Raw genomic sequence first — 25,218 nt, forward strand, 5'->3', positions numbered from 1 at the left:
CACAAATCATGCTATTATATGGACAGCATATGTCATACAAGTATTGAACGCATCTGCGTTTGCGAGGGAGAGAGAAGCTGTCATGACAGCCGTCACCGAGATTGTCGCGGCCACGGAAGAGCCGCAGGACGACGAGCACTGGAAGAATACGATTCTCGCGGGACTCGCGAACTATATCGACGCGGGCTCCATCGTCGCGGGATCCGCCGCGCTGGCGCTCTGGGTCGAGGCCTACCGGCTGAGCAACGACCTTGTCGGCATGATCGGCGCGTTCGGGCCGAACGCGATCTCGGCGGGCGTCGGCGCGTTCATCGGCGGGCGGCTGTGCGACCTGTTCGGCCGCAAAAAGATCTACCAGTACGACATGCTGTTCTACGCCTTCGGCATGCTGTGGCTGGTCTTCGCGATGAACGCGTGGATGATCGTGGTGGGCTTCTTCCTCGTCGGCCTCGCGGTCGGCGCGGACATCCCGGCGTCGTGGTCGCTGATCGCCGAGATGGCCCCCAAGGGCGCGCGCGGAAAGCACAGCGGCGTCGCGCAGGTGCTCTGGTATCTCGGCCCGGTCGTGGTGCTGTTGCTGTTCCTTGCGCTCACTCCGCTGGGGCTGCTCGGCGCCCGCATCGTCTTCGCGCACCTGGCCATCCTTGCCATCGGCCTCACGTTCCTGCGCTCACGCATGAAGGAATCGCAGCGCTGGCTCGATGCGCAGGCGGGCGACGGCGTGCAGCCCGTCCAGAAGGCCCGGCTGCGTGACCTGTTCACCCGCCAGCACATCCGCTCGATGGCGTTCCTGGCGGGCATGTACGTGTTCTGGAACCTGTGGGCGGGCACCAACGGGTTCTTCTTCCCTTACATCCTGCGCACCGTGGGCGACCAGAGCCAGGCCATGTCGGTGGCGATCCAGGCGGGCAGCTTCCTGATCGGCATGCTGTCGATCTGGCTGATCTTCATGCGCTGGTCGGACCGGGTGAACCAGCGGATGCTGTTCCTCGTCTCCGCCGTGATCCAGGTCTTCGGCATGTCCTTGCTGGCGCTGTTCCCGATGACGCTGCCGCTGGCGCTGATCCACGTCTTCCTGATGGCGTTCGGACAGGGCTTCGGCGCGCAGTCGTTCTTCCAGCTCTGGAGTTCTGAGATGTTCCCGACCCTGCTGCGCAGCACCGCGCAGGGCGTGATGTTCGCCGTGGTCCGCGTGCTGCTGGGCGTTTGGAGCTTCTTCGTCCCCGCGCTGACGGCCACCGGGTTCACCACGCTGGCGTGGATCCTCACCGGGTTCCTCGTCGTCAGCGGCCTCATCGGCTTCTGGGGCGCACCCCGGAACGAAGGCAAGTCGCTGGAGGAACTGGAGGCGCAGATGTAACCCACGCCTCCTGCGGCACACATAAAGAAAGGGCGGCGCGATGGCGCCGCCCTTTTCGTTTGTCCGCTTCGGGAAGCGGCGTCAGAACTTGACGCGCGCACCCGTATAGAAGCGGCGGCCCAGAACGTCGTAGACGCCGTTGGCGTTGCCCGGAAGGCCACCCCATACCGGCGGGCGCTTGACGTCGAAGACGTTCTTGGCGCCGATGTAGAACTCGAAGTTCTCCAGCCCGTTGAAGCGGATCTGCACGTCGGTGTAGATCTTGGACTTGATGCGGAAGTACTTCTCGTCCGGCACCGAACCGTCGGCGAGGCGGTAGAGCGTCTGGAAATTCTCGTAGTCGAGAACCTGCGGCCCCATGTACTCGTTGTTTACGGTGAAGCCGAAGTCGTCGTTGTCCCAGCCCACCGTGAACGAGGCGGCATCGCGCGGCGTGCCGAGTTCACCCATGGTGTTGTCGTAGGGGTCGCCGGTCAGCGCGCGGAAGCCGTTGCGCAGCAGGTGCGTCCACGCCGCCGAGAAGCTGGCGGTGCCGCCCAGTACCTCGTGACGATAGCCCAGCGTGAAGTCGAGCCCGCGCGAGAACGAGCCGCCGCTGTTGATGAGACCGCGCACCACCTGCTCGACCGAGCCGATACTGTACGCGCCCGATGCGACCGTGCGGCGGGTGACGAACTGGCAGAACTCCGGCTGGCCGGACGTGTAGCACTTGTTGAGCACCGTCGCCGTCGGCACACGGCTGATCGCGTCCTCCAGCTTGATGTCGAAGTAGTCCGCGGTGAACGTCAGGTTGCGCAGCGCGAAGATCGACTTCGGATTGATGACGACACCCAGCGTCAGCGTCTTGCCCGTCTCCTCGCGGATGCCGGGGTTCGACGCGGTCACGCCGCCGACGCCCGAAAGGTCGGCCTGCGTCAGCGTGAACGATCCGTTCTGCTGGATGTTGGCGAGCACGCCCGGAACCGCGCGGCAATTCGCCGCCGTCGCGCCTGTCGTCGTCAGCGTCACGCCCTGGCACGGATCGGTGATCGTCACGATGCCCGCTGCCGGTGCCGCGAACAGTTCGCCGATGTTGGGCGCGCGCACTGCATGGGCATAGACCGCGCGGAAGCGGATATCCTCGACCGGCGCCCATTCGAGCCCGGCGTTCCAGGCGTAGAAGGTGCCGACCGTGGAATAGTCCGACATGCGCACCGCGCCGCGCGCGGTCAGGGTCTTGAAGAACGGAATGTCGGCCAGGATCGGCACGACGACTTCGCCGTAGGCCTCCTTGACGTCGAAGCTGCCCGCCGTGTCGGTAAGCTGGACATAGCCGTTGCGCGCGGCGTTGGTCAGCGGGTCGAAGATGTCGCGGCTCTTCTCCTTGCGGTACTCCGCGCCGACCGCGACCTGCACCGCGCCCGCGGGCAGGGAGAACAGCGTGCCGGTGATGTTGGCCGCCGCGACGTGCATCTCCTGCTTGGAATTGCGCTGGAGATTGACCTGCAGGTACTGCACCATCTCCGGCGTCAGCTTGCCCTCGCCATAGACGTTGATCGGCACGCAGCCCCGCGCCCGCGCGGTGGCGTCGGCGCAGATCGCGTCGGTCGTGCTGCCGTCGCGGTCGAAGTCGTAGATGTCGGTGATGACCTGAAGGCCGTCCGCGAGGTTGTAGAGGTTCGCGAGGCCCGACATCGACTGGTTCTGCTTGGTCATGCCGTACTGGTAGTAGGCATCCAGCTTCCAGCTTCCGCCAAGGTCCGCCGTGCCGCCGAAGACTGCGCGGAAGTTGTCGCGCTCGGTCGGGATGGAGCGGGTGCCCGGCGGGAAGGCGGTGGTACGGATGAGGAAGCTTAGATCCTTGAGCCCGTCCCCGGTGCGGTCGGTCGCGGCGGCAAGCACGGCGGCGGGTACGAAGGGGTTGTTGACGATCGTCGTCGCGCCATTGCCGCCGGGGACGAGCACGCGCGACTGGATCGGGTAGAAGCCGTTGGTCCCGGTGAACGCGCCCAGCGCGCCGTCGGTGCGCATGGGAGACGCTTCCATGCGGCCCTCGGTGACGACGTTGGCGTAAGTCACCTCGCCGAAGAGATTGATCTTGTCGGTCACGTCGAAGTTGACGCGGCCCGCGAAGGTGATGCGCTCCGAAGGCGATGCCAGCAGGCCGTATTCGGCGCGGTTGAAGCCGTCCGTCGCGGCGTTGTAGGCGCGGAAGGTGCCGTCGGGCTGGATCACGCGGTTGGTCTGCGAACCGATCACGAAGATGCCGCCCGGCCCGACGTTCGACGGGTTGTAGAACGGCGTGAACAGGTTCTGCGCCGCCGTCAGGTTGTTGGCGCTGTTGCCCGCGACCCGCTGCGTGGTGCCGAGGCTGGTGTAGTCGTAGCGGGAGAAATCGCGCCCGCTGTTGTTGACCGAACCTTCGTTGACGTAGCCCGCATAGACCATGAAGTTGCCGCGACCGTCGGCGAAGTTGGACCCGAAGGTGCCGTTGACCGCGATCTGCCGGTCGTCGCCTCGCTCGGAAATACCCGCCTGCGCATTGAGGCGAATGCCCTCGAACTTCTTCTTGTAGATGAAGTTCACCACGCCCGCGACCGCGTCCGAGCCGTACACGGCCGAAGCACCGCCGGTCAGCACGTCCACGCGCTCGACGAAGGGCGTCGGGATCATCGAGAGGTCGACCTGCGCGGTGCCGGGCACGCCCGCGACCGAGCGGCGCCCGTCGATCAGCACCAGCGTGCGGTCGGCGCCGAGGTTGCGCAGGTTCACCGTCGCGAGGCCGGGGTTCGTCGTGTTGCCCGTCGTCGTGCGCGACAGGCCGGGAATGCCGACCGCCGGGTTCTGCTGCAGGGCGTCCTGCACGTTGATGATGCCCTGGTTCTCCAGCGTCTCCGCCGTCAGCACCTGCAATGGGCTGGGAGAACTCTGCTCGGGCGAGGCGAGGCGGCTGCCGGTGACGATGATGTCCTCGGCGCTCGCGGCGTCGCCGCTGCTTTGAGCCTCCTGCGCATATGCGGGCAGGCCCGCCAGCGCGGCAAGGCTCGATCCGACCATCAATGCAAGGCGTGCGACATGGGCGCGCTGTGGGCGCGCGTCTTGGGTGTTCATGCTATCCTCTCCTGAAAATGCCTAAGTCCGCCGATTTTTATGTCTTGCGGCTTCCCGGCTGCGGCGATTCAGCCTGTTTCCGCTTTGGCTTCCCGTAATTCACGCGGGTTCCGGGTCTCTGCCTGACCCGACCGCCCCTGTTCTCTGCCAAGCGGGGAGAGCGCCATCGCGGTTGCGACGGCAGCCTTCCACGCCCCCCATATCCGCGCGCGCTGCGCGGCGGCCATCGCGGGCTCGACGACGTCGGCCCCTGCCCCATCCCCCTCTTCCGCGATGCCGAGCGCCTCGGCCGCAAGCCGGGCGACGCCGAGCGCGCTCGCCTCGGCCACCGGCGGCCGCGAAACACGGCGGTCGGTCAGGTCGGCGAGGATCTGCATCAGCAGGTCGTTGCGCGTCGCCCCGCCATCCACCGCGATCTGCGAGGCGGCGATGCCGAGGTCGGCCTCCATTGCCGCCACCACGTCGCCGATCTGGAGCGCGATCGCCTCAAGGGTGGCGCGCGCGATGTGCCCGCGCGTGGTGCCCAGCGAGAGCCCCGAGATCGCGCCCCGCGCCTCGCTGCACCAGTACGGCGCGCCTAGCCCCGCCAGCGCTGGCACAAATACGACCCCGCCATTGTCGGGCACGGTCTCCGCAAGCGCGCGCAGCGCTTCGCCGTCCGGCAGGCCCAGCAGCCCGCCCGCGAAGGCGGCGGCGTGGCCGGAGACAGAGATGTTGCCCTCCAGCGCATGCTGCGCCGTGCCCTGCCGATGCCAGGCTATCGTGCTCGACAATCCGTGCGACGAACGGACGCGCGCGGGCGTCGCCGTCATCACCGAGCTGCCGGTGCCGATCGTCACCTTGGTCGCACCGATGCGCGGCCCGGCGTGGAAATAGAGCGCGGCGTGGCTGTCACCCATGACCGCGTGGACCGGCACACCCTCGACGCTTGGCACCGCTCCCGGCGCGACCACGGCGAACCGGCTGTCGGAGCCGCGTATCTCGGGCAGCAGGGACAGCGGCACGTCGAACAGGTCGGCCAGCACCGGATCCCAGCCCAGCGTCTCCAGATTGAACAACTGCGTGCGCGAGGCATTGCTATGGTCGGTCGCGTGGACCGCGCCGCCGGTCAGCTTCCACAGGAGCCAACTGTCGATGGTCCCGCAGCGCAGTTCGCCCCGCGCTGCCCGCTCGCGCGCGCCGGGCAGGCTGTCGAGCAGCCACGCGATCTTGGCGGCGGGGAACAGCGGATCGATGGCCAGACCGCTGCGCGCGAAGATTTCCACCTCGTGCCCGGCCTCGCGCAGTTGCGCACAACGGCCTTCGGAGCGACGGCATTGCCAGAGCACGGCGGGCGCCAGCGGTTCACCGGTCGCGGCATCCCAGAGCACCACCGTCTCGCGCTGATTGGACAGCGCCAGCGCGGCGATCTCCGCCTCCGGCGCGGCTTCGGTGATTTCGGCGATGAGTCCGGAGACGGCATCCCAGATGGCCGTGGCAGACTGCTCGGCCCAGCCCGGCTGCGGGTGCGCGACGTCCATCGCGCGCGAGCGGGACAGCACGATCTCCCCCGCAGGCGACACGAGCAACGCCTTGGTGTTGGTCGTCCCCTGATCGATGGCGAGGATGACCGGCCCGGCCATCAGCGTGCCTTCGCCGCCAGCAGCTCACGCGCAGCCTGCGCGATACCCTCGGCATTGAGGCCGAAGCGGTCCATCAGCCACGCCGCCGATCCGGTCGGCAGGAAGCCCGGGAAGCCCAGCATCCGCATCCGCACCGGCGCATGGGTGGCGCAGTATTCCGCGATCGCACCGCCGAGCCCGCCGTGCGCGAGTCCTTCCTCGGCGGTGACGATGGCGCCCGTTGCAGCGGCGGCGGCAATGGCCTCACCGTCGATGGGCGATACCGTCGCCATGTTGACCACCCGCGCCGAGACGCCTTCTGCCGCCAGCGCCTCCGCCGCAGCCAGCGCGCGGTGGACCAGTGTGCCGTTGGCGATGATCGCAAGGTCGGTGCCGCCGCGCAGTTCCTCGGCCTTGCCGATACGGAACTCGGCCTTTTCGCGCGCAAGTTCGGGCACCGGCATGCGGCTGATGCGGACGTAGACCGGCCCATCGTGCGCCGCCGCCGCCCGGATCGCCTCCGCCGTCTCCCACGGGTCGGCAGGGACGATGACGGTCAGCTTGTCGATGGCGCGCAGCCAGGCGACATCCTCGATGCTGTGGTGCGTCGCGCCCAGTTCACCGTAGGCGACGCCGCTGGAGATGCCGCAGAGCTTCACGTTGGCGTGGCTATAGGCGCAGTCCGCCTTGATCTGCTCGAGCGCGCGGGCGCTAAGGAAGCAGGATGCGCCGCTCACGAAGGGGATCTTGCCGCCGTTCGCCAGCCCCGCGCCGACGCCGACCATGTTCTGCTCGGCGATGCCGACATTCACCAGCCGCTCCGGGAAACGCGAACGGAACGCGCCAAGCTTGGACGAGCCGACCGAATCGTTGACCACCGCGACGATGCGCTCGTCCGCGACCGCCAGTTCCTCGACCGTGCGGACATAGGCGTCGCGGCAGTCGAACAGGCCCTTGGGTGCAGCCGCCGCGCTCATGCCGCCATCTCCGCTTCGAGTTCGGCGAGCGCCTGCGCGTACTGCTCCGCATTGGGCACGCCGTGGTGCCAGCCCGCCTGATCCTCCATGAAGCTGACGCCCTTGCCCTTGCGGGTGGCGGCAATGATGCACAGCGGCTTCGAGCGCGGTGCGCAGGCGGCGTCGAACGTCTCCAGCAGCGCCGCATGGTCATGCCCGTCGACGCCGACGACGTCCCAGCCGAAGGCGCGCCACTTGTCGGCGAGCGGCTCCAGCGAATTGGTGTCCTCGGTCCGCGCGCCCTGCTGCAAGCCGTTGCGGTCGACGATGACGGTAAGCTGGCCGAGCCCGCGATGCCCCGCGAACATCGCCGCTTCCCACATCGAGCCTTCCTGCAATTCGCCATCCCCCGTCAGCGCGAAGACGCGATAGTCGGCCTTGTCGATCTGCGCCGCAACCGCGATCCCCACGGCGACCGGCAGCCCGTGCCCAAGCGGCCCGGTGTTGGTCTCCACGCCCGGCAGGTACGTGCGGTTGGGATGCCCGTTGAGCAGCGATTCGGGCTTGAGGTAGGTGTCCAGCTCACTTTCCGGGAAGTACCCGGCACCCGCCAGCGCCGTATAGAGCGCGCCGGTGCAGTGCCCCTTGCTCATCACGAAGCGGTCGCGCCCCGGAGCAGCCGGTTCAGCAGGATCGAAACGAAGAATATCGAAATAGAGCGAAGCGATGATGTCGGTGGCCGAAAGGTCGCCGCCCGGATGCCCCTGCCCCGCAGAGACGATCATGCCAAGGAGGCGCCGACGCATCCAGTTCGCCCGTTCACGGACATGATCCGCCCGCGCAGACAGGCCTTCGCGGCTCTGTTCACCGGACACAGGAACAAACTTCGTCGTCATTTCCGCAAACTCTCCCTGACACGAGCAATAAAGCGCAACGAAAAGATACGCAAGCGAGTCGCTTTCGATTTTTTTCGTTTAATCGAAAATAGACAGAAATTGACAGAGCTTCGAAACCTTCCGATAGAGGGACGAACGAAGGCCGCCGCGACCGGGGCCTCTATGGAGAGCGCCGTGCCTGTCCCATCCGCCCGGATCGCCGGGAATATCGTCCGGTGAAGGAAAGCCCGCCGAACCGGCTGCTGGGCGAAGCCCGTCGCCACAAGATCCTCGAATGGCTGCAGGAGGAAGGCAGCGCGCGTGTGCGCACGCTGGCCGAGGCCTTCGGCGTATCCGAGGTGACGGTGCGGCAGGATCTCGAAAAGCTGGAGGCGGACGGCCATATCGAACGCGAACACGGCGGCGCGTTCCTGAAATCGGTGCCGCAGCAGGTGCGCTCGATGGCGCTCCAGCACCAGAGCCACCTCGACGCCAAGGAACGCATCGGCCGCGCCGCCGCCGCGCTGGTCGAGAACGGCGAGACGATCATCCTCGATTCGGGCTCCACCACCACGGCGGTCGCCACGCACCTTGCGGGCAAGCGCGACCTGACAGTCATCACCAATGCCCTCAACATCGCGCTGATGCTGGGCGCCGATCCGGGGTTCGAAGTCCACATGACCGGCGGGCACTTCAAGGCGCCCACGCTCTCACTCAGCGGCGAGCGTTCGGCGGACTACTTCAAGGGGCTCTACGTGCGCCGCCTGTTCCTCGCGACGGCGGCGATCGACGTGGAGAGCGGCCTCACCTACCCCGCGCTTTCGGACATCGCGGTGAAACGCGCGATGATCGGTGCGGCGGAGCAGGTCTGCCTCGTCGCGGACTCCAGCAAGATCGGCCAGCGCTCGTTCTCGGCGCTGGGCGGGCTCGACCTCGTGCATGTGCTCATCACCGACGACGGCATCACCGACGCCGACCGCAAGACGATCGAAGGAGCGGGCGTCCAGATCATCATCGCCTGACCGCAACGGCGGCAGGCCCGGCACGCCCTCGCGCGTGCATCCCAAAATTCTGTCAGGAAGAGGATCCTACCCAATGGCCAAGCAGAAATTCGGCGCCGGCATCTGGCACTTCGCGACTTACGTGGACCGCTATGCGACCGACGGCTACGGCCCGGCGCGCGGACTACTGGAGATGATCGACCTTGCCGGGCAGGTCGAAGACCTTTCGGTCGTCGACATCAACTACCCCTTCGTCGACCCCAGCCTCTCGCTCGACGCGGTGGACGAGGCGCTCAAGCGCAACGGCCTGTCCGTCATCGGCATCACGCCCGAGATCTACACCCGCCAGTTCGCGAAGGGCGCCTTCACCAACCCCGACGCTGGCATCCGCCGCCTCGCCAACGAGATGATAAACGACGCGGCCAACGTCGTGCGCCGGTTCGGCGCTGACTACGTGAAGCTCTGGCCGGGGCAGGACGGCTGGGACTATCCGTTCCAGGTCGACCACCGCAAGCTGTGGCAGATGAGCATGGACGGCGTCGCCGAACTCGCCGAGCAGAACCCCGACCTCAAGTTCGTCATCGAATACAAGCCGCGCGAGCCGCGCAACCACATGAGCTACGACAGCGTCGCGCGGACGCTGCTGGGGATCGAGAAGATCGGCCTGCCCAACGTCGGCATCCTGCTAGACTTCGGCCACTCGCTCTACGGCGGCGAATCCCCGGCGGACGCGGCACAGCTCGCGATCGACCATGGTCGCCTGTTCGGCATGGACGTGAACGACAACCTGCGTGGTTGGGACGACGACATGATCGCCGGATCGGTCCACCCGATCGAGCTGTTCGAGTTCTTCTACACCCTGCGCAAGAACAACTGGGAAGGCGTGTGGCAGCTGGACCAGTTCCCCTTCCGCGAGGACAGTGTGGCCGCCGCCAACTCCGCCATCGGCTTCCTCAAGGCGGTCGAGCGCGCACTCGACAAGCTGGACTTCGAGGCGATGCAGGCGGCGCAGGACCGGCAGGACGCCGTCGCCGCGCTCAACCTCGCGCGCGCAGCACTGTTCTCCTCGTACTGAGAAGCCCCCGATGACGACCACGCCTGCCGGACACGCGCTCCGGGTCACCGACCTGCGCACCGAGTACACGACCGAGCTGCTCGGCACCCATGTCGAGCGCCCGCGCCTGTCGTGGCGGCTGGAAAGCAACGGGCGCGGCGTCATGCAGCGCAGCTACCGCATCCGCGCCGCGACGAGCGCGGATGCGCTGGCGGGCGGGCCGTGGCTGTGGGACAGCGGCGAGGTCGCGGCAGATGCCTGCTTCGACCTCGCGTGGGACGGCCCGGCGTTGTCCTCGATGCAGCGCGTGTGGTGGGACGTGGAAGTCGCCGACAACCTCGGGGCCAGCGCAAGGTCCGCGCCGACGTGGTTCGAAACCGGCCTTCTCTCCCCCGAAGACTGGCGCGCCGACTGGATAGAGACGGAGGACGAGGACGCCGCCGCCGACCGCGCCGCCGGTCTGCAATGGATATGGAGCGCCGACCCGCTCGACCCGCGCATCCACGGCTTCCGGCTGGACTTCGACGTGCCTGCCGACCTGACCGATGCGGAAGTGCTCATCGCCGCCAAGGACAACCTCCTCGGCGTCTGGATAAACGGCGAGGCGGCGAGGCTGCCAGACCTCGTCTACTGGGGCACGCTGTTGCCCGCGACGAGCCGCATAGTGCCGGGCCGCAACTCGATCTGCGTGCTGGCAAGCGCCGACACCACCGGCTTCTTCCCGGTCGACGGCGGCGCCATGGCCGCGCTGATCCGCCTGCGGCGCGCCAACGGGGACGTCGAGCGGCTGGTCAGCGGGCCGGAATGGAAGGTGCTCACGGATCCCGCCGAAGACTGGATCGCGCCAGGTTTCGACGCCTCCGCTGCCATCGCCGCGGTGCCCTCCGCCTCTCGCGCGCAAGGCGATCCGCGTCCGAAGGAACCGGCGGTGTGCCTGCGTACCGAGTTCGAGGCCGGGGCCCCCGTCATAAGCGCGCGCCTCTACGTGACCGCACTTGGCGCCTACGAGGCGCGGATCAACGGCGCGCCGGTAAGCGATGCGGCGCTTGCGCCCGAGATCAGCGTCGCGAAAAGCCACGTCCTCTACCAGACATACGATGTCACCGATCTGGTGCGGGAGGGCGCAAATACCCTCGCCGTCACCGTCGCGGACGGGTTCTACGCAGGCGCCTTCGGCTGGCGGATGGAGCGCTACGGCTTCGGCCCCGCGCCGCGCCGCCTGCTGGCGCAGTTGCGGATCGACCATGCCGATGGATCGTCCAAGTGGATCGCCACCGGCCCCGACTGGCGCATCGGCCCGAGCCCCGTCACCGAAGCAGACATCTACGGCGGCGAAACCCACGACGCGCGATTGGAGCAAGCAGGCTGGGATCGCCCCGGCTTCGACGACAGCGCATGGCCCACCGTACGCCTCGGGGAAGCGCCGGCCGCCGCGCTGATCGCCCAGACTTCGCCCGCCCTGCGCCCGACGCAGGTGCTGCGCGCCCGCTCCGTAACCGAGCCGGTGCCGGGGCGCTTCGTCCTCGATTTCGGCCAGAACCTTCCCGGCTGGGCGCGCCTTGGCGTGACCGGCCCGGTCGGAACCGAGATCGTGCTGCGCTTCGCCGAGCTGCTGAACACCGACGGCACCGTCGATCAGTCCAACCTGCGCCGCGCCGAGGCGACCGATCGCTACATCCTGCGCGGCGATCCCGAGGGCGAGAATTTCGCGCCGCGCTTCACCTACCACGGCTTCCGCTATGTCGAAGTGGAAGGCTGGCCCGGCGTGCCCACTATGGAAGACATCGAGGCCGTCGCAGTCCACAGCGACTGCCGCGAGACCGGCACGATGACCTTTGCCGCGCCGCTGCTCCAGCGGATCTGGGACAATACCGTGTGGAGCCAGCGCTCCAACTTCTTCGCCGTCCCCACCGACTGCCCGCAGCGCGACGAGCGGATGGGCTGGATGGGCGACATCCAGGTCTTCCTCGACGCCGCCGCGTTCAACATGGACGTCGATCCCTTCATCCGCCGTTTCCTGCTGGAAGCGCGAGCGGCGCAGCGGCCCGATGGGGCCTATCCCATCGTCGTCCCGCAGCCGCTCTCCTTCCCCGACGTGGTGACGGCGGGCTGGAGCGAGGCGGGCGTGATCCTGCCCCATGGCCTGTGGCGGCGCTACGGCGACACCGCCGTGATCGACGAGAACTGGGCCGCGATGGAGCGCTGGATGGACTACGTCGCGCGCGGAAATCCGGACAATATCTGGCGCAACGACCGCGGCCTCGACCTTGGCGACTGGCTCTCGGTCGACGCGATCCTGCCCGATGACGAGACGACGCCGCGCGTGCTTTGCGCCACCGCCTACTGGGCATATAGCGCGCAACTGATGGCCGAAATGGCGCTGGCGACTGGCAGAAACGACGCTTTTGCGGGGTATTCGGCCCTGCGTGAGGCGATCGGTAGGGCTTTCGCAGCCGAGCTTGTCGATGCCGATGGCAAGGCGGGGAACGGCAGTCAGGCGAGCCAGGTTCTGGCGCTTTACATGGGGCTGGTGCCGGAGGATCGGCGGGAGGGGGCGCTCAGGGTGCTGACCGCCGATATCCGGGCGCGGGGGATGAAGCTTTCGACCGGGTTCCTCGGCACGCCCTACCTGCTCGACGTGCTGGCGGACGGCGGGGCGTGGGAGGAAGTCGCCGGGCTTCTTCTACAAACTGCTTATCCTTCATGGGGTTATATGCCGAGTGCGGGCGCCACGACGATCTGGGAGCGGTGGAACGGGGACGTCGGCGACCTGTCGATGAACAGCTACAACCACTATGCTTTCGGCGCGGTCGTGGGGTTTTTCTATCGCCGACTGGCCGGAATCGCCGCTGCAGAGCCGGGATTCCGGCGCATTGCCGTGCGGCCGGTGTGGCTGCCCGAAGTGGGCCGGGTTTCCGCCGTTTACGAGGCTCCGGTGGGCCGGATCGCCACCGTTGTGGATGGTGACGAGCGGGGTCTGTCGAGCCTCTCGCTGACGGTGCCTGCGAACACGACGGCGCTGGTGGAACTGCCCGCCGGGGACTGGCTCGAGAACGGCAACCTACTCGAACGAAACGGAAATCTGACCGTCGAAGTCGGCTCCGGCGAGTATATCTTCACCCGGCACTGAACTGAACCTAGGCGGTGCCGAACCCTACCAAGCGGCACAGTCAGAGGCTTGTCTGCGCCATGATCGCGGTGAAGAACAGCCCCAGCGCCATTCCGGCGAAGAACAGCAGGAACCACGCCCGCCACAGCGCCGAGAACCGCCCCAGCGCATAGGCGCCGCGCAGCTGCCGGTACATATGTATCGGCGGCGCGAGCAGCAGCAGCGCGACCACGCCGCTCATGCCGACCGCGCCTGCTATCATGCCCACGATCGCCAGCAGCGTCATGAAGCACAGCGAGTAGGTGACGAATACCGTGTGATCGTAGAGGTGAAAGCGGCGGCTGAACGGGAACAGCAGCCACAGGAACGGCACCGAGATCGGGATCAGCGCCCAGCTGTATTTGTACGAATATGTCTGGAGCTTGTAGCTGGCGAGGTCCGGGTTCGACTGGAACTTCTTGATCGCCTTGTCGAGCTGCGGGATGTCGCTGATCCTGCGGGTCTGATCGAATTTCGTCTTGTCCCCATCGGTGCCGAGTTCACGCAGCGTATCGATGGCCGTCTGCCGCGCTTCGATCTGCGTCTCCAGGCTGCCGGTCGGCCGGCCCTTCGCCTCGGCCGCCTTGCGCTTGGCCTCGATCCCGGCGATCTCGCCTTCGAGGCGGGCGATGTTCCCCGCCATGCCCTGCCCTTCGACCATGTGCTTGCCGGGATCTTCCTTGCCCTCGGTGGCGTGGAACACCGCGAACATCAGGAACACCGAGAACAGGAACAGCGCGATCGGCGAGACGTAGCTGGCGCGGCGACCGTCGATATATTCGCGCGTCAGCCTGCCGGGCCGCAGGACCAGCATCGGCAGGGTGCGCCAGATCTTGCCCTCGAAGTGGAAGACGCCGTGCAACAGGTCATGGAAGAACGCGCCCAGCGTGCGGTGGACGTGCGCTGCCTGCCCGCAGGCATGGCAGTGCGACCCGACCAGCCGCGTGTTGCAGTTGAGGCAGTTGCTCTCATGCGTGTGGCCATCATCGACGCCACCGTGGCCCGGCTCGACGGCGGCGGCCATCGCCGCGCCCTGCCCCAGTTCCGCCAGTCCTTCGCCAATACCGCTCATGCTTGCCCCCGTTTGCCGCACGACCGCCCTGCCACTCCCCCGTCATTGCGAGCGGAGCGAAGCAATCCATTGTCGACACGCGCCGCTGGATTGCTTCGCTCCGCTCGCAATGACGCCCCCGGAGTGGGGCGGTCATGCTTCGTGCGAAACTAGAGCGGGATTGTTGCTGGTGCAATGCAGCATGGCGCCCGCATCACCCGCCCACGTCACCCGCGCCGATCATCCCTTCTGGGCAAGCTTCCGGTCTATCGCACCCCACAGCCGCGAGAACGCCTGCGCCGCCGGGCTCTGCGGAGCGAGCGCGCCGACCGGCTGGCGGTGGACGGCGCATTGCTCCACCGCGCTGGCGTAGGGGATCGACGGCCAGCTCGGGTTCGCCTCGTGCGCCTGCTTGTGCAGCGCGCGGCGCATGTCGAGCATGGAGAGCACCGGCAGGATCGGCGGGTGCCGCTTGGTGTTGCCCGCGATCTCTTTCACCACAAGGTCGAAGGCCCGGGTCGAGAGCGGCGAAGGCGGCAGCGGCACGATGACGAGGTCCGCCGCGCGCACGATCTGCGCAGACAGTTCGTTCATCACCGGCGGACAGTCGAGGATGATCCGCGCATAGTCCGCCGAGAGTTCCTCGGTCAGCTTCGCCAGCCGCTTGCGCTTGCCGATCTTCACCAGCTGCGCGTCGAGCGTGCGGATGGATTCGTCGGCGGGCAGCACGTCGAGCCCGGCGAAGGCGGTGTGCTGGATCAGCCGCGTCGCGGGGCGTTCGCGGGCGAAGACTTCCTCGGCCAGCCGCGTTTCCTGCGGCTCCAGGCCATAGAGGAACGCCGATCCGCCCGCCGCGTCCAGATCCCACAGCAGCGTGCGATGCCCGCTCTGCGCGGCGGAGCACCAGGCGAGATTGGCGGAGAAGGTCGTCTTCCCGACGCCGCCCTTGACGCTGTAGATGGCGATGGTCGCGCCCGTGCGGGGCGCCGGAGCTTCGTCTGCGTCTTCTTCAGACACGCCAAGGGGACCGGCCCTTCTGGGCGGTCCCCCGGTCAATCCGATGATACGCGGTAGTTTCGATTTCGCGGCCACATCGCATCGTTGCCTGCCGGAACCCGGCAGTCAACGCCTGTGATTAGCCCCAACAATCAACCGTCGTAATCGCCACCCAGCGAGGTGTTGCGGGTCGGGGCCGACGCGGTGATGCGCAGGGCCTCGGCCGACTGGCTGAGCGAACCGATGTCGTCCATCTCGTCGTCGTCGTCGGGAAGGACGCGCTGCATCGAGGTGACGAGCGTTTCCTTGAGGTTCGACGGGGTGACGGTCTGCTCCGCAATCTCGCGCAGGGCGACGACGGGGTTCTTGTCACGATCGCGGTCGATGGTCAGTTCCGCACCGCCCGAAATCTCACGCGCGCGCTGCGCGGCGAGGAGAACGAGGTCGAAGCGGTTGGGGATCTTGTCGACGCAATCTTCGACAGTAACGCGCGCCATGGGCACTCCCGGTAAAGAATCTGTGGGTTCGGAAAGGGCGGCAATTAGGTTCCATTAGCGCGAAAGTCAAGGAAATGGCACATTCGTCGTCCCGGACTTGATCCGGGACCGTTGGCTGTCTTTAGGCGCGCCCTGCCGACGGGGCTTCGAGAGCCGGGCTCTTCACGGCCAGCGGTCCCGGATCAAGTCCGGGACGACGAAACCAACCTTCGTCATTCCGAGCGTAGCGAAGCAATCCAGCAACCAACGCAGCGTGGGATTGCTTCGCTACGCTCGCAATGACGAACGGAGGTTGCCGATCACCCCCGCGCAAACCCCAGCGCCAGCCTTGCCAGTTCGGGAAACGCCTCGGCCCGCTCTCGCGCCTGCGCGTTGGAAGCGGTGCCGCGGATCACGCGGCCCTTGATGCCGTGGAAGATCGCGGCGAGGCGGAAGAAGTTGAACGCCATGTAGTAGCGATAGTCCGCCAGCCCCTCGCGCCCGGTGCGGCGGCAATAGGCGGCGACGTAGTCCTCTTCGGTCGGGATGCCGAGCGCGGCGATGTCCGCGCCGCCAAGGCCCGCCACGATATGCGGGGGCATGTGGTACATCATCGCGTGATAGGCGAAGTCCGCCAGCGGATGGCCCAGCGTCGACAGTTCCCAGTCGAGCACCGCCAGCACGCGCGGCTCGGTGGGGTGGAAGATCATGTTGTCGATACGGAAATCGCCGTGGATCACGCTGGAGGCGCCGTCGTCCTGCGGCATCTCCGCCTCCAGCCAGGCGATCACCGCGTCCATGTCGGCGTTGCGGCCCGCCGCCTCGTCCTCGAAATACTGCTTCGACCAGCGGCCAACCTGCCGGGCGAAGTAGTTGCCCGGCTTGCCGTAGTCGCCGAGGCCGATGGCGGCCGGGTCGAACGAATGGAGTTGCGCGATCGTGGCGTTCATCGCGTCGAAGATCGCGGCGCGTTCCGCGTTGGAGACGCCGGGGACGGTGGCGTCCCAGAAGATGCGGCCCTCGACCATCTCCATGACATAGAACCACGTCCCGATGACGCTGTCGTCCTCGCACAGCCCGTAGACACGCGCGACCGGGAAGCCCGCGCCGTGCAGCGCGGTGAGCACTTTCGCCTCGCGCTCGACCGCGTGGGCGCCCTTGAGCAGCTGGCCCGGCGGCTTGCGCCTGAGGACGTAGCTGCGCGCGGGCGTGACCAGCTTGTAGGTCGGGTTGGACTGCCCGCCCCTGAACTGCTCGACCGTCAGCGGGCCGGCGAAGCCTTCGACATGGGCTTCCAGCCACGCGGACAGCGCCGCCTCGTCGAAGGCATAGCCCTCGCGCACGGCGGTGGTGCCCGAGTTGGCTTCAGCGACATCCGTCATGCCGGTTCGGCTTCCTTCTGCGCCGCCGCTTCCTGTGCCTTGCGCCAGTCGCGGCGGATCTTCTTGGCGAGGCTCCACTTGTGGACTTCGGTGGGGCCGTCGTAGATGCGGAAGGCGCGGATTTCGCGGAAGACCTGCTCGACGATGGTCCGGTCGGTCACGCCGATGCCGCCCATGACCTGCACGCAGTTGTCGGCGATCTTCATCAACGCTTCGCTGACCGAGACCTTGGCCATCGAGCTTTCGACGGTGCCGAGCGATCCCGAATCCAGCACCGAGGCGCACCAGTCGATCATCAGTTCGCACTGCTTGATGAGGATCTGGTTCTCCGCCAGCATGAAGCCGACGCCCTCGTGCTCGATCAGCTGCTTGCCGAAGGCCATGCGGCGGCAGGCGTAGTCGCTGGCGATCTCCTGCGCGCGGATGCAGCAGCCGAGCCAGCGCATGCAGTGCGAGAGGCGGGCGGGCGAAAGGCGGACCTGCGCGTACTTGAAGCCCTCGCCGGGCGCGCCCAGCATGTGCTCGGCGGGGACGCGCAGGTTGTCGATGGTCAGGGTGGAGTGGCCGCCGGGCATCGAGGTGTCGATGGTGTTGGGCACCTCGTCGATGCGGATCGCCTCGTCCGGCAGGTCCACCAGGAACATGCAGGCGCCGCCCCTGGTGTCCTCTTCCTCGGACGCGGCCATGACGATGCCGACCATCGCGCCCTTGGCGCCGGTGATGAAGGTCTTGCGGCCGTTGACGACCCAGTGGTTGCCGTCCTTGCGGCAGGTGGTCTTCATCATCGAGGGGTCGGAACCCGCGCCGCCCCAATCGGCGGGCTCGGTCATGAAGAAGGCGGAGCGGCCCTTGCCCTCGACCAGCGGCTTGAGGAACCGTTCCTTCAGTTCCGGCGAGCCGACGTGGCCGATGAGGTACATGTTGCCCTCGTCCGGCGCCATGGTGTTGCAGGCCAGCGGACCCAGCGGCGAGAGGCCCGACCTGATGAGCACCACCGCCGTCTCACGCTGGGTCAGGTGCGATCCGTCCGCGCGGATGTGCGGGGTGAGCACGCCCGCCTCACGGGCAAGCGCGCGCATCTCCATCACCAGCTCGTCGGTCGGCGCGCCGTGGTGGTCGCGGCGAGGATCCTGCTCGTAGGGGACGATCTTCTCGCGCACGAAGGCCTCGACCTTCGCCGCCATATCGAGCGCGTACTGGGAAATCTCGGCCATCACTGCAGCACCCTGATCGGATCGGAGCCGTCCCAGTCGCGGGCGGCATCCTTCATCATCTGGAACAGACCTTCCGTGCCGGTGAGCGGCTGGAGGTATTCTATCACATGCCCGGGGCCCTGACCGGGATCGACGTAGATCACCTCGCCGTCCGCGCCCACCTTGCCCTCGACGATCACCTCGGCCCCTGCCTCGGCGCAGGCGCGGCGGGCGTCCTCGATGGATTCGACGAAGACGCAGACGTGGTGCAGCCGGTCGCGCACCGCATACTCGCCCGAATAGAGCGAGGGCGCGTCGGAGTCGGTCTTGATCAGCTCGATCTGGATGTCGCCCCAGTAGCCGATCGCCATCGAGAACACGGCGTCGGTAGGCTCGCCCTTGTACTTCATGTCGCGCAGGCGCACGTCGTTCAGCACGAAGAACGGGCCGACGCCGACCGTCTCGATCCAGTATTTCATCGTGGCGTCGAAGTCGGTCGGGAAATAGGCGAGCTGGATCACGTCGCCCAGCCGCTTGAGCGGTCCGGGCTTCGCGATCGTTGAAGTTGCCTCTCCGGTCATCTTTTATCCTTTCAGGCGAACAGCCCCTCGGGCTCCTCGATCAGCGACTTCAGGGTCTGGAGGAACTGCGCCCCCGCCGCCCCGTCGATGGCGCGGTGATCGACCGAGAGGGTGAAGGAGATCCGCGTCTCGAACGCGACTCCGCCCGCCGTCTCCACCGGCACACGCGCTGCGGCGCCGACGGCGAGGATCGCGCCCTGCGGCGGGTTGATGATCGCGTCGAAGTTCTCGATCCCGAACATGCCGAGGTTGGAGACGGAGAACGTGCCCCCTTCCATGTCCTCCATGCTGAGGCCCTTACCCTGCGCCTTGTCGATCAGCCGCCGGGTTTCCGCCGCGATCTGGTCGATGCGCATGAGATTGGCCTGGCGCACCACCGGGGTGACGAGGCCCTTGGGGCTGGCGACCGCAATGGCGACGTCGGCGTGGGGGTAGCGGTGGATCTCCTGCCCGTGGACCTGCACGTTGACGTCCGGATGGCGGGCGAGAGCCGTGGCGCTGGCCTTGACGATCCAGTCGTTCACCGAAGCCTTGCTGCCGAGCACGACGTTGGCGGTCTTGCGCATTTCCAGCAGCTTGTCGGCGCTGGCGGACATGCGCAGGTAGAAGTGCGGGATCTCCTGCTTGGCCTGCGTCAGCCGCTGGGCGACGACCTTGCGGATGCGGTCGAAGGGGACGACTTCGGGGCGGTTCTCACCTGCCACGAACTCCGGCGTGCCGATGGCCCCGCTTGCAGCCTTCGGCGCAGGCACCAGCGCCAGCACGTCCGCCTTGGAGATGCGCCCGCGCGGTCCGGTGCCGGTGAGGCCCTGCAACGAAAGCCCGTGCAGCGCGGCAATGCGGCGGGCGAGCGGGGAAGCGAAGATCTTGAGATCCTCGATCTCCACCGGCAGCGTGCCCTTCGGGGCCGTCGTGGCAGGGCCGCGCAGGGCCTTGACCACGTCCTGATGGGTGATGCGCCCGCCCCGGCCCGAACCTTCGATAACGGCGACGTCGACGCCCTCTTCTTCGGCGAGGCGCAGGGCCTCGGGGCTGATCGGGCGGTTGGTCTCGATCTTCACGCGGGCCTTGACCGGCTCGGCGGTGGCCACGGCGGCGACCGGCTCGGGTTCGGTCTTGGTCTTTTCCGCGCCTTTGGCGATGCCGCCCTCGGCAGGCTTGAAGTCGGCCACGAAGGCGTCGATCTCGGCGTCGGAGTGCGACCCCTCGTCGAATACCGCCAGCAGCGCGCCGACGGGGTCGGGCTCGCCGCTGCCGCCGGGGACCACGATGCGGCGCACGGTGGCGTCGTATTCGGCCTCGACCTCGTTGGTGATCTTGTCGGTTTCGATCAGGCACAGCGTCTGGCCGCGCTTGAAGGTGTCACCCTCCTTCACGGTCCATTCGGCGATAGTGCCCTCGGTCATTTCGATGCCCCACTTCGGCATCGTGAAGGCGCGGATGCGGCTCATCTGGGCATCTCCCTCACCGGTATTCGAGCGACTTGCGCACGGCGGCGGCGATCTTCGCGGGGCTGGGCAGGTAGGCGCTTTCCAGCTCGCGCGCGAAGGGCACCGGGGTGTGCGGCGGCGTCACCATCTCGACCGGCGCCCTGAGGCTGGCGAAAGCCTTCTGGGCGATGAGCGAGGAGATGTCCGTCGCCAGCGAGCAGCGCGGCGGCGCTTCGTCGACGATCACCGCGCGGCCGGTCACTTCGACGGAATCGAGGATCGCCTCCTCGTCCAGCGGCGACGTGGTGCGCAGGTCGATCACGTCGCAGCCGATGCCGTCCTGCGCCAGATCGTCCGCCGCCGTCTCGGCATAGCCGACCATCATGCCGGTGGCGACGATCGTCACGTCCTGACCCGCACGGGCAAGGCGGGCGTGGCCGAAGGGGATCGTGAAGTCCGGATCGTCGGGCACTTCACCCTTCATGCCGTAGAGGAACTTGTGCTCCAGGAAGACCACCGGGTCGTCGTCGCGGATGGCCTGGCGCAGCAGGCCGCAGGCGTCGGCGGGGGTGGCGGGCATCGCCACCTTGATGCCGGGCATGTTGGTGACGAACTGGGAAATCATCTGGCTGTGCTGCGCGGCGGCGTTGTAGCCCGCGCCCACCGGCATGCGGATCACCGCCGGGCAGATCGACTTGCCGCCGAACATGTAGCGGAACTTGGCGATCTGGTTCCACAGCTGGTCCATGCACACGCCGATGAAGTCGGCGAACATGATCTCCGCCACCGGGCGCTTGCCGGCCAGCGCAAGGCCGCCTGCCGCGCCCATGATGGCGCTTTCGCTGATCGGGGTGTCGATCACCCGGTCGGGGCCGAACGCCTCGTAGAACCCGGTCGAGGTGGACCAGATGCCGCCGATGGCTTCCGGGCCGCCTGCGGTGCCCATGCCCCCTGCAACGTCCTCGCCCAGCACGACGACACGCTCGTCGCGCTGCATTTCCTGGAAGATCGTGTTACGGATGGCATCGCGATACATCATTCTTGCCATGGGTCTCGCTCCTGCCGTCAGTAGCTGATGTAGACGTTTTCGAGGACGTTCTCGGGCTGCGGGCGCGCCGCTGCCCGAGATGCCGCGACGGCATCCTCGATGGCCTTGAGGGATTCGGTGTCGATGGCGTCGAGATCCACGTCCTCCAGCAGCTTCGCGCCGGTCACACTGGCGCGGAAGATCTTGAGGCAGTCCCGCTCGGCGCGCAGGCGATCAAGCTCGCCGTCGCCGCGATAGCGCTGCGGATCGCCCTCGAAGTGGCCGAAGAAGCGCTCGGTGTCGAACTCCACCGCCGCCGGGCCATTGCCGGGGACGCGGACATATTCCAGCACCTCGCGGAAAGTGTCGTGGACGGCGAAGAAGTCGGTGCCGTCCGCGCGCCAGACTTTCATGCCGAACGCCTCGGCGCGGCTGGCGATGTCCTTGTTCGTGCCCACCGCGTAATCGACGCCGGTGTGCTCGGAATAGTGGTTGTTCTCGAAGACGAAGATCGCCGGGGCCTTGGTGACGACCGCAAGGTTCATCGCCTCGAACGTGGTGCCCTGGTTGCAGGCGCCATCGCCCGAGAACGCGATGGAGACGGCCAGCTTGCCGTCGGCATCCGGACCGTCGATCTTGCTGGAGATCGCCGCGCCCACCGCGATCGGCGCGCCCGCGCCGACGATGCCGTTGGCGCCCAGCATGCCCTTGTCGATGTCGGCGATGTGCATCGACCCGCCCTTGCCGTTGCAAAGGCCCTCCTGGCTGCCCCAGATCTCCTTCATCATGCCGCCAAGGTCGCAGCCCTTGGCAAGGCAGTGGCCGTGGCCGCGGTGGGTGGAGACGATCTTGTCGCGCTCGGTCAGGTGCTCGCACACGCCCACGGCGACGGCTTCCTGCCCGGAATAGAGGTGCGTGAAGCCCGCGATCTCGCCGGTCTGGATCTCCTCGTGGAGCCGTTCCTCGAATTCGCGGATCAGCTTCATCTGCCGATAGGCGCGGGTCAGCGCCTCGCGGTTGAGCTGCATCAGGGGTTCCTCTCGTTGATGGTGTTGATTTCGAGACAACACCCTTTCGTCATTGCGAGCGCAGCGAAGCAATCCAGTGCGGAGCCGCGCCGCTTTGGATTGCCGCGGCCCTGCGGGCCTCGCAATGACGAGGAAGGGTGAGGCAGGATGGTCACAGGCCCAGCACAGACTTGGCGATGATGGTGCTCTGAACTTCGTTGGTGCCGCCGAAGATCGTCCACGCGCGGCTGTTGAGATAGCGGGCGGAGGCGACCTGCGCGGCCTTTGAATGGACGGCGGGCGGCGCGTTGTCGCCATAGAGCGGGCGCGCCGTCTCCAGCTGGAGCCCGGCCGGGCCGTAGAGGTCCACCGCCAGCAGGTCGATCTCCTGCCGCAGGTTGGACGCGAGCAGCTTGGTGAGCGAGGTCTGAGGCCCCGCCTTGCGGCCCTTGGCGATCTCCGAGATGATCTTCAGCTCGATCATCTCCAGTGCGTTGACCGAAAGCCGGGCCTTGGCCACGCGGCGGCGCCAGTCGGTCTGGTCGGCAAGGATACCCCCCTTCCCATCGCTCTCCTCCTTCGCGGCCGCCTCGATCTGGTCGAGATCGTAGCCGAGCTTGGGGGCGTGGCAAGAACCGCCGCGCTCGTTCTCCAGCAGGAACTTGGCGATGGTCCAGCCGTCGCCCTCCCCGCCGACGAGGTTCTCCGCCGGGACCATGACGTCCTCGAGGAAGACCTGGTTGACCTCATGGTCGCCCGCATTGGTCAGGATCGGGCGGACCGAGACGCCGGGCGTGGCAAGGTCGATCAGCAGGAAGGAGATGCCCGCCTGCTTCTTCACCTCGGTATTGGTGCGGACCAGCGTGAACATGCGGTTGGCGTGGTGCGCGTGGGTGGTCCAGATCTTCGATCCGTTGACGCGGTAGTGATCGCCCTCCCTGACCGCGCGGGTCTTGAGGCTGGCAAGGTCGGACCCCGCGCCCGGCTCGGAGAAGCCCTGGCACCAGTAATCCTCGCCCGAGAGGATGCGCGGAAGAACCTCAGCCTTCTGCGCGTCGGTGCCGAAGTTGTAGATCACCGGGGCCAGCAGCTTGAGGCCGAGCACGGTCAGGTTCGGCGCACCGGCAGCCGCGCATTCCTTCTCGAATAGGTAGCGCTGCAGCGGCGTCCAGCCGGTGCCGCCGTGTTCGGCGGGCCACTGGTAGCCGAGCCAGCCCTTTTCGTGCAGCACGGCGTTCCACGCCTGCCCGATCTCCGGCTCGACGAAGACCGAGGGGGTCGCCGCGGCGCCCGCCTTGACCTCCGCCGGAAGGTGGTCGCGCAGGAAAGTGCGGACCTCTTCGCGGAAAGCGGCATCTTCGGGGGAAAGTTCGATATCCATTCGCTTCAGCGTTCCAGAATGGTGACTGCGGAGACGCCCGGAGCGCCGTAGACATGGCTGTATGCCGTCTTCGGCGCATCAGGCACCTGACGGCCACCGCCGTCTCCCCGCAGTTGCACGACGTTTTCGTAGACCTGGCGCAGGCCCGATGCGCCGATCGGCTCGCCACAGGCGAGGCATCCGCCGTCCGTGTTGACCGGCAGCGCACCGTTGATCTCGGTGCGCCCCTCGGCCAGCCACTGCTCCTGCTCGCCGTCGGCGCAGAAGCCGTTCTCGGCCATGTGCATGATCTCCGCGCCCGCCTCGGTATCCTGGAGCTGGGCGACGTCGATGTCCCCCGGGCCGATTCCGGCAAGGCGGAAGGCATCGGCCGAGGCGATGCGCGAGGCCGTGCCGCGCGGCCCGGTATCGTCCTCCACCACGTCGACCGAGGGCGCGAAGACCTCGAAGCTGTGCGGCGGGCGGGTGCGCATGGTCGCGGCCTTGAGCCGGATCAGCGGCTTGCCCAGCTCGCGCGCCTTCTTCTCGCTGGCGAGGACCAGCGCGACACCGCCCTCCGCCGGGGAGCAGAACATGTACTTGGTGTAAGGATCGCTCACCAGCGGCGCGTCGAGGATCTCGTCCAGCGAGACCGGCTGGCGGCGCCATGCGTGCGGTGCGTGGACGGCGTTGCGGAACGCCTTCTCCGCGACCAGCCCCAGCGTCTTCTGCGAGATGCCGAACAGGCTCATGTAGCGCATGATCTTGGCGGCAAAGAACTGCGTCGTGACCATCTGGCCGACTTCGCCGTACCAGTCCGGCAGGTTGTATTCGGCGGGCATCGCGTTGAACGCGCCGCGCGGATGCTTGTCGAAGCCGACCGCGACGCCGATGTCGAACTCGCCCGACTTGATCGCCATCTGCGCCGAGAACAGCGCCGATCCGCCCGCCGCGCAGCCGTTACGCACGTTGATGAACTGCACCCCGGTCAGGCCGAGGCGGTCGACCATCGTGTCCGGATTGCCCGCAGCATCCGAGCTGCCATAGGCGAACTGGACCTGCGGCCATTCGATCCCGGCATCCGCCAGCGCCTGCCGCACGGCGAAGACGCCCTGGTCCACGCCGGACAGGCCGTCGGTCCGCCCGAAGCGGTGGATGCCGATGCCGACGATGCACACGTCACCGCTCATGCTGCACCTCCTGCTGCGGGCGAAAAGGCGGGAATGAGCGGGCTTTCGGGATCGCTCAGGTCCAGCGGCGAAGGCGCGAAACGCACCGCCATGCCGACCTTAACATCCTCGAACGCCACGTCGTCCAGCCGCGCCTCGACGATCACTTCGCCGGGCAGTTCGACATAGGCGACGACCCACGGCGAGAACGCCTCCGGCCCCGCATAAGGCGGCGTCTTGGGGCGGAAGCGCTGGACGGTGTAGGACCACAGCGTCCCGTCCCGCGAAAGGGGCACGGCGTCGTAGCCTTCGGAGGCCGGGCAGGGAAATACGATGCGGCCGGTTTCCCGGTCCTTTCCGCCGATCAGACGCGGGGGCGTCTCGTCGGTGAACAGGCCTTCTGCAATCGCTCGCATCTCGCTCCCAATCCTCAATTCGGGCCGGTTGTAGGGTCCGGTCAT

At 67.2% G+C, this 25,218-nt stretch carries 20 protein-coding genes; 4 read left to right on the forward strand and 16 right to left on the reverse strand.

What is annotated here, in order from left to right; all coding sequences use genetic code 11:
• Positions 1-82 precede the first annotated feature (82 nt).
• A complete protein-coding gene (locus LO787_RS09810) occupies positions 83-1,360 on the forward strand; it encodes an MFS transporter (protein WP_232495646.1) in 1,278 nt (425 codons plus the stop codon).
• A gap of 81 nt (positions 1,361-1,441) precedes the next feature.
• Here LO787_RS09810 and LO787_RS09815 read toward each other — a convergent pair whose 3' ends face one another.
• The 4 genes from LO787_RS09815 to LO787_RS09830 all read right to left on the reverse strand — a co-directional run bounded on the left by LO787_RS09815 (position 1,442) and on the right by LO787_RS09830 (position 7,903).
• The gene (locus LO787_RS09815; protein ID WP_232495647.1) at positions 1,442-4,450 is read right to left on the reverse strand and encodes a TonB-dependent receptor plug domain-containing protein; all 3,009 of its coding nucleotides are present in this window, start codon (positions 4,448-4,450) and stop codon (positions 1,442-1,444) included.
• Positions 4,451-4,518: 68 nt separating this feature from the next.
• A complete protein-coding gene (locus LO787_RS09820; protein ID WP_232495648.1) occupies positions 4,519-6,072 on the reverse strand; it encodes an FGGY family carbohydrate kinase in 1,554 nt (517 codons plus the stop codon).
• On the reverse strand, positions 6,072-7,028 hold the full coding sequence (locus tag LO787_RS09825; RefSeq protein WP_232495649.1) for a transketolase family protein: 957 nt from the start codon (positions 7,026-7,028) through the stop codon (positions 6,072-6,074). The genes LO787_RS09820 and LO787_RS09825 overlap by 1 nt, the downstream gene beginning before the upstream one ends.
• Complete coding sequence (locus tag LO787_RS09830) at positions 7,025-7,903, reverse strand: transketolase (RefSeq protein WP_232495650.1); 879 nt, start codon at positions 7,901-7,903, stop codon at positions 7,025-7,027. The genes LO787_RS09825 and LO787_RS09830 overlap by 4 nt, the downstream gene beginning before the upstream one ends.
• Before the next feature lie 215 nt (positions 7,904-8,118).
• Here LO787_RS09830 and LO787_RS09835 point away from each other — a divergent pair, with 215 nt between their 5' ends.
• From LO787_RS09835 to LO787_RS09845, 3 genes are all read left to right on the forward strand, one after another.
• Positions 8,119-8,904, forward strand: a complete 786-nt coding sequence (locus tag LO787_RS09835) for a DeoR/GlpR family DNA-binding transcription regulator (RefSeq protein WP_232495651.1) — start codon at positions 8,119-8,121, stop codon at positions 8,902-8,904.
• Between the two features lie 73 nt (positions 8,905-8,977).
• On the forward strand, positions 8,978-9,958 hold the full coding sequence (locus LO787_RS09840; protein WP_232495652.1) for a sugar phosphate isomerase/epimerase family protein: 981 nt from the start codon (positions 8,978-8,980) through the stop codon (positions 9,956-9,958).
• 10 nt (positions 9,959-9,968) lie between these two features.
• Positions 9,969-13,067: an alpha-L-rhamnosidase gene (locus LO787_RS09845; protein ID WP_232495653.1), complete on the forward strand. Its 3,099-nt coding sequence runs from the start codon at positions 9,969-9,971 to the stop codon at positions 13,065-13,067.
• Positions 13,068-13,107: 40 nt separating this feature from the next.
• Here the strand turns inward: LO787_RS09845 and LO787_RS09850 are convergent, their stop codons facing one another.
• The 12 genes from LO787_RS09850 to LO787_RS09905 form a co-directional block, all read right to left on the reverse strand.
• Positions 13,108-14,157 carry a DUF3667 domain-containing protein gene (locus tag LO787_RS09850; protein WP_232495654.1) on the reverse strand — a complete coding sequence of 350 codons (1,050 nt, stop codon included), beginning with the start codon at positions 14,155-14,157 and terminating at the stop codon, positions 13,108-13,110.
• Positions 14,158-14,376: 219 nt separating this feature from the next.
• Positions 14,377-15,153, reverse strand: coding sequence for a ParA family protein (locus LO787_RS09855; RefSeq protein WP_232495655.1), 777 nt, complete (start codon positions 15,151-15,153; stop codon positions 14,377-14,379).
• Between the two features lie 131 nt (positions 15,154-15,284).
• Positions 15,285-15,629 carry a DNA-directed RNA polymerase subunit omega gene (gene rpoZ, locus LO787_RS09860; RefSeq protein ID WP_103094320.1) on the reverse strand — a complete coding sequence of 115 codons (345 nt, stop codon included), beginning with the start codon at positions 15,627-15,629 and terminating at the stop codon, positions 15,285-15,287.
• A 299-nt stretch (positions 15,630-15,928) separates the two neighbouring features.
• Positions 15,929-16,990, reverse strand: a complete 1,062-nt coding sequence (locus LO787_RS09865) for a phosphotransferase (protein ID WP_232495656.1) — start codon at positions 16,988-16,990, stop codon at positions 15,929-15,931.
• The gene (locus LO787_RS09870; protein WP_232495657.1) at positions 16,987-18,204 is read right to left on the reverse strand and encodes an acyl-CoA dehydrogenase family protein; all 1,218 of its coding nucleotides are present in this window, start codon (positions 18,202-18,204) and stop codon (positions 16,987-16,989) included. Before LO787_RS09870 ends, LO787_RS09865 begins: the two co-directional genes overlap by 4 nt.
• Entirely contained in the window at positions 18,204-18,764 is a 561-nt protein-coding gene (locus tag LO787_RS09875) for a VOC family protein (protein ID WP_232495658.1), read from the reverse strand. The genes LO787_RS09870 and LO787_RS09875 overlap by 1 nt, the downstream gene beginning before the upstream one ends.
• Positions 18,765-18,775: 11 nt before the next feature.
• Positions 18,776-20,215, reverse strand: a complete 1,440-nt coding sequence (locus tag LO787_RS09880; RefSeq protein ID WP_232495659.1) for a 2-oxo acid dehydrogenase subunit E2 — start codon at positions 20,213-20,215, stop codon at positions 18,776-18,778.
• Between the two features lie 13 nt (positions 20,216-20,228).
• Entirely contained in the window at positions 20,229-21,242 is a 1,014-nt protein-coding gene (locus LO787_RS09885; RefSeq protein ID WP_232495660.1) for an alpha-ketoacid dehydrogenase subunit beta, read from the reverse strand.
• Positions 21,243-21,259: 17 nt separating this feature from the next.
• Positions 21,260-22,249, reverse strand: a complete 990-nt coding sequence (locus LO787_RS09890) for a thiamine pyrophosphate-dependent dehydrogenase E1 component subunit alpha (RefSeq protein ID WP_232495661.1) — start codon at positions 22,247-22,249, stop codon at positions 21,260-21,262.
• A gap of 151 nt (positions 22,250-22,400) precedes the next feature.
• Positions 22,401-23,609, reverse strand: a complete 1,209-nt coding sequence (locus LO787_RS09895) for an acyl-CoA dehydrogenase family protein (protein WP_232495662.1) — start codon at positions 23,607-23,609, stop codon at positions 22,401-22,403.
• 5 nt (positions 23,610-23,614) lie between these two features.
• On the reverse strand, positions 23,615-24,778 hold the full coding sequence (locus LO787_RS09900) for a thiolase family protein (RefSeq protein WP_232495663.1): 1,164 nt from the start codon (positions 24,776-24,778) through the stop codon (positions 23,615-23,617).
• On the reverse strand, positions 24,775-25,173 hold the full coding sequence (locus tag LO787_RS09905) for a Zn-ribbon domain-containing OB-fold protein (RefSeq protein WP_232495664.1): 399 nt from the start codon (positions 25,171-25,173) through the stop codon (positions 24,775-24,777). The genes LO787_RS09900 and LO787_RS09905 overlap by 4 nt, the downstream gene beginning before the upstream one ends.
• Positions 25,174-25,218: the final 45 nt, after the last annotated feature.

Source organism: Novosphingobium kaempferiae, from assembly GCF_021227995.1.
Lineage (GTDB): Bacteria > Pseudomonadota > Alphaproteobacteria > Sphingomonadales > Sphingomonadaceae > Novosphingobium > Novosphingobium kaempferiae.

Coding starts and splice junctions, on each gene's coding strand:
- LO787_RS09810 (WP_232495646.1), top strand. CDS start 83: ATGACAGCCGTCACCGAGATTGTCGCGGCCACGGAAGAGCCGCAGGAC.
- LO787_RS09815 (WP_232495647.1), bottom strand. CDS start 4,450: ATGAACACCCAAGACGCGCGCCCACAGCGCGCCCATGTCGCACGCCTT.
- LO787_RS09820 (WP_232495648.1), bottom strand. CDS start 6,072: ATGGCCGGGCCGGTCATCCTCGCCATCGATCAGGGGACGACCAACACC.
- LO787_RS09825 (WP_232495649.1), bottom strand. CDS start 7,028: ATGAGCGCGGCGGCTGCACCCAAGGGCCTGTTCGACTGCCGCGACGCC.
- LO787_RS09830 (WP_232495650.1), bottom strand. CDS start 7,903: ATGACGACGAAGTTTGTTCCTGTGTCCGGTGAACAGAGCCGCGAAGGC.
- LO787_RS09840 (WP_232495652.1), top strand. CDS start 8,978: ATGGCCAAGCAGAAATTCGGCGCCGGCATCTGGCACTTCGCGACTTAC.
- LO787_RS09845 (WP_232495653.1), top strand. CDS start 9,969: ATGACGACCACGCCTGCCGGACACGCGCTCCGGGTCACCGACCTGCGC.
- LO787_RS09850 (WP_232495654.1), bottom strand. CDS start 14,157: ATGAGCGGTATTGGCGAAGGACTGGCGGAACTGGGGCAGGGCGCGGCG.
- rpoZ (WP_103094320.1), bottom strand. CDS start 15,629: ATGGCGCGCGTTACTGTCGAAGATTGCGTCGACAAGATCCCCAACCGC.
- LO787_RS09865 (WP_232495656.1), bottom strand. CDS start 16,990: ATGACGGATGTCGCTGAAGCCAACTCGGGCACCACCGCCGTGCGCGAG.
- LO787_RS09870 (WP_232495657.1), bottom strand. CDS start 18,204: ATGGCCGAGATTTCCCAGTACGCGCTCGATATGGCGGCGAAGGTCGAG.
- LO787_RS09875 (WP_232495658.1), bottom strand. CDS start 18,764: ATGACCGGAGAGGCAACTTCAACGATCGCGAAGCCCGGACCGCTCAAG.
- LO787_RS09880 (WP_232495659.1), bottom strand. CDS start 20,215: ATGAGCCGCATCCGCGCCTTCACGATGCCGAAGTGGGGCATCGAAATG.
- LO787_RS09885 (WP_232495660.1), bottom strand. CDS start 21,242: ATGGCAAGAATGATGTATCGCGATGCCATCCGTAACACGATCTTCCAG.
- LO787_RS09890 (WP_232495661.1), bottom strand. CDS start 22,249: ATGCAGCTCAACCGCGAGGCGCTGACCCGCGCCTATCGGCAGATGAAG.
- LO787_RS09895 (WP_232495662.1), bottom strand. CDS start 23,609: ATGGATATCGAACTTTCCCCCGAAGATGCCGCTTTCCGCGAAGAGGTC.
- LO787_RS09900 (WP_232495663.1), bottom strand. CDS start 24,778: ATGAGCGGTGACGTGTGCATCGTCGGCATCGGCATCCACCGCTTCGGG.
- LO787_RS09905 (WP_232495664.1), bottom strand. CDS start 25,173: ATGCGAGCGATTGCAGAAGGCCTGTTCACCGACGAGACGCCCCCGCGT.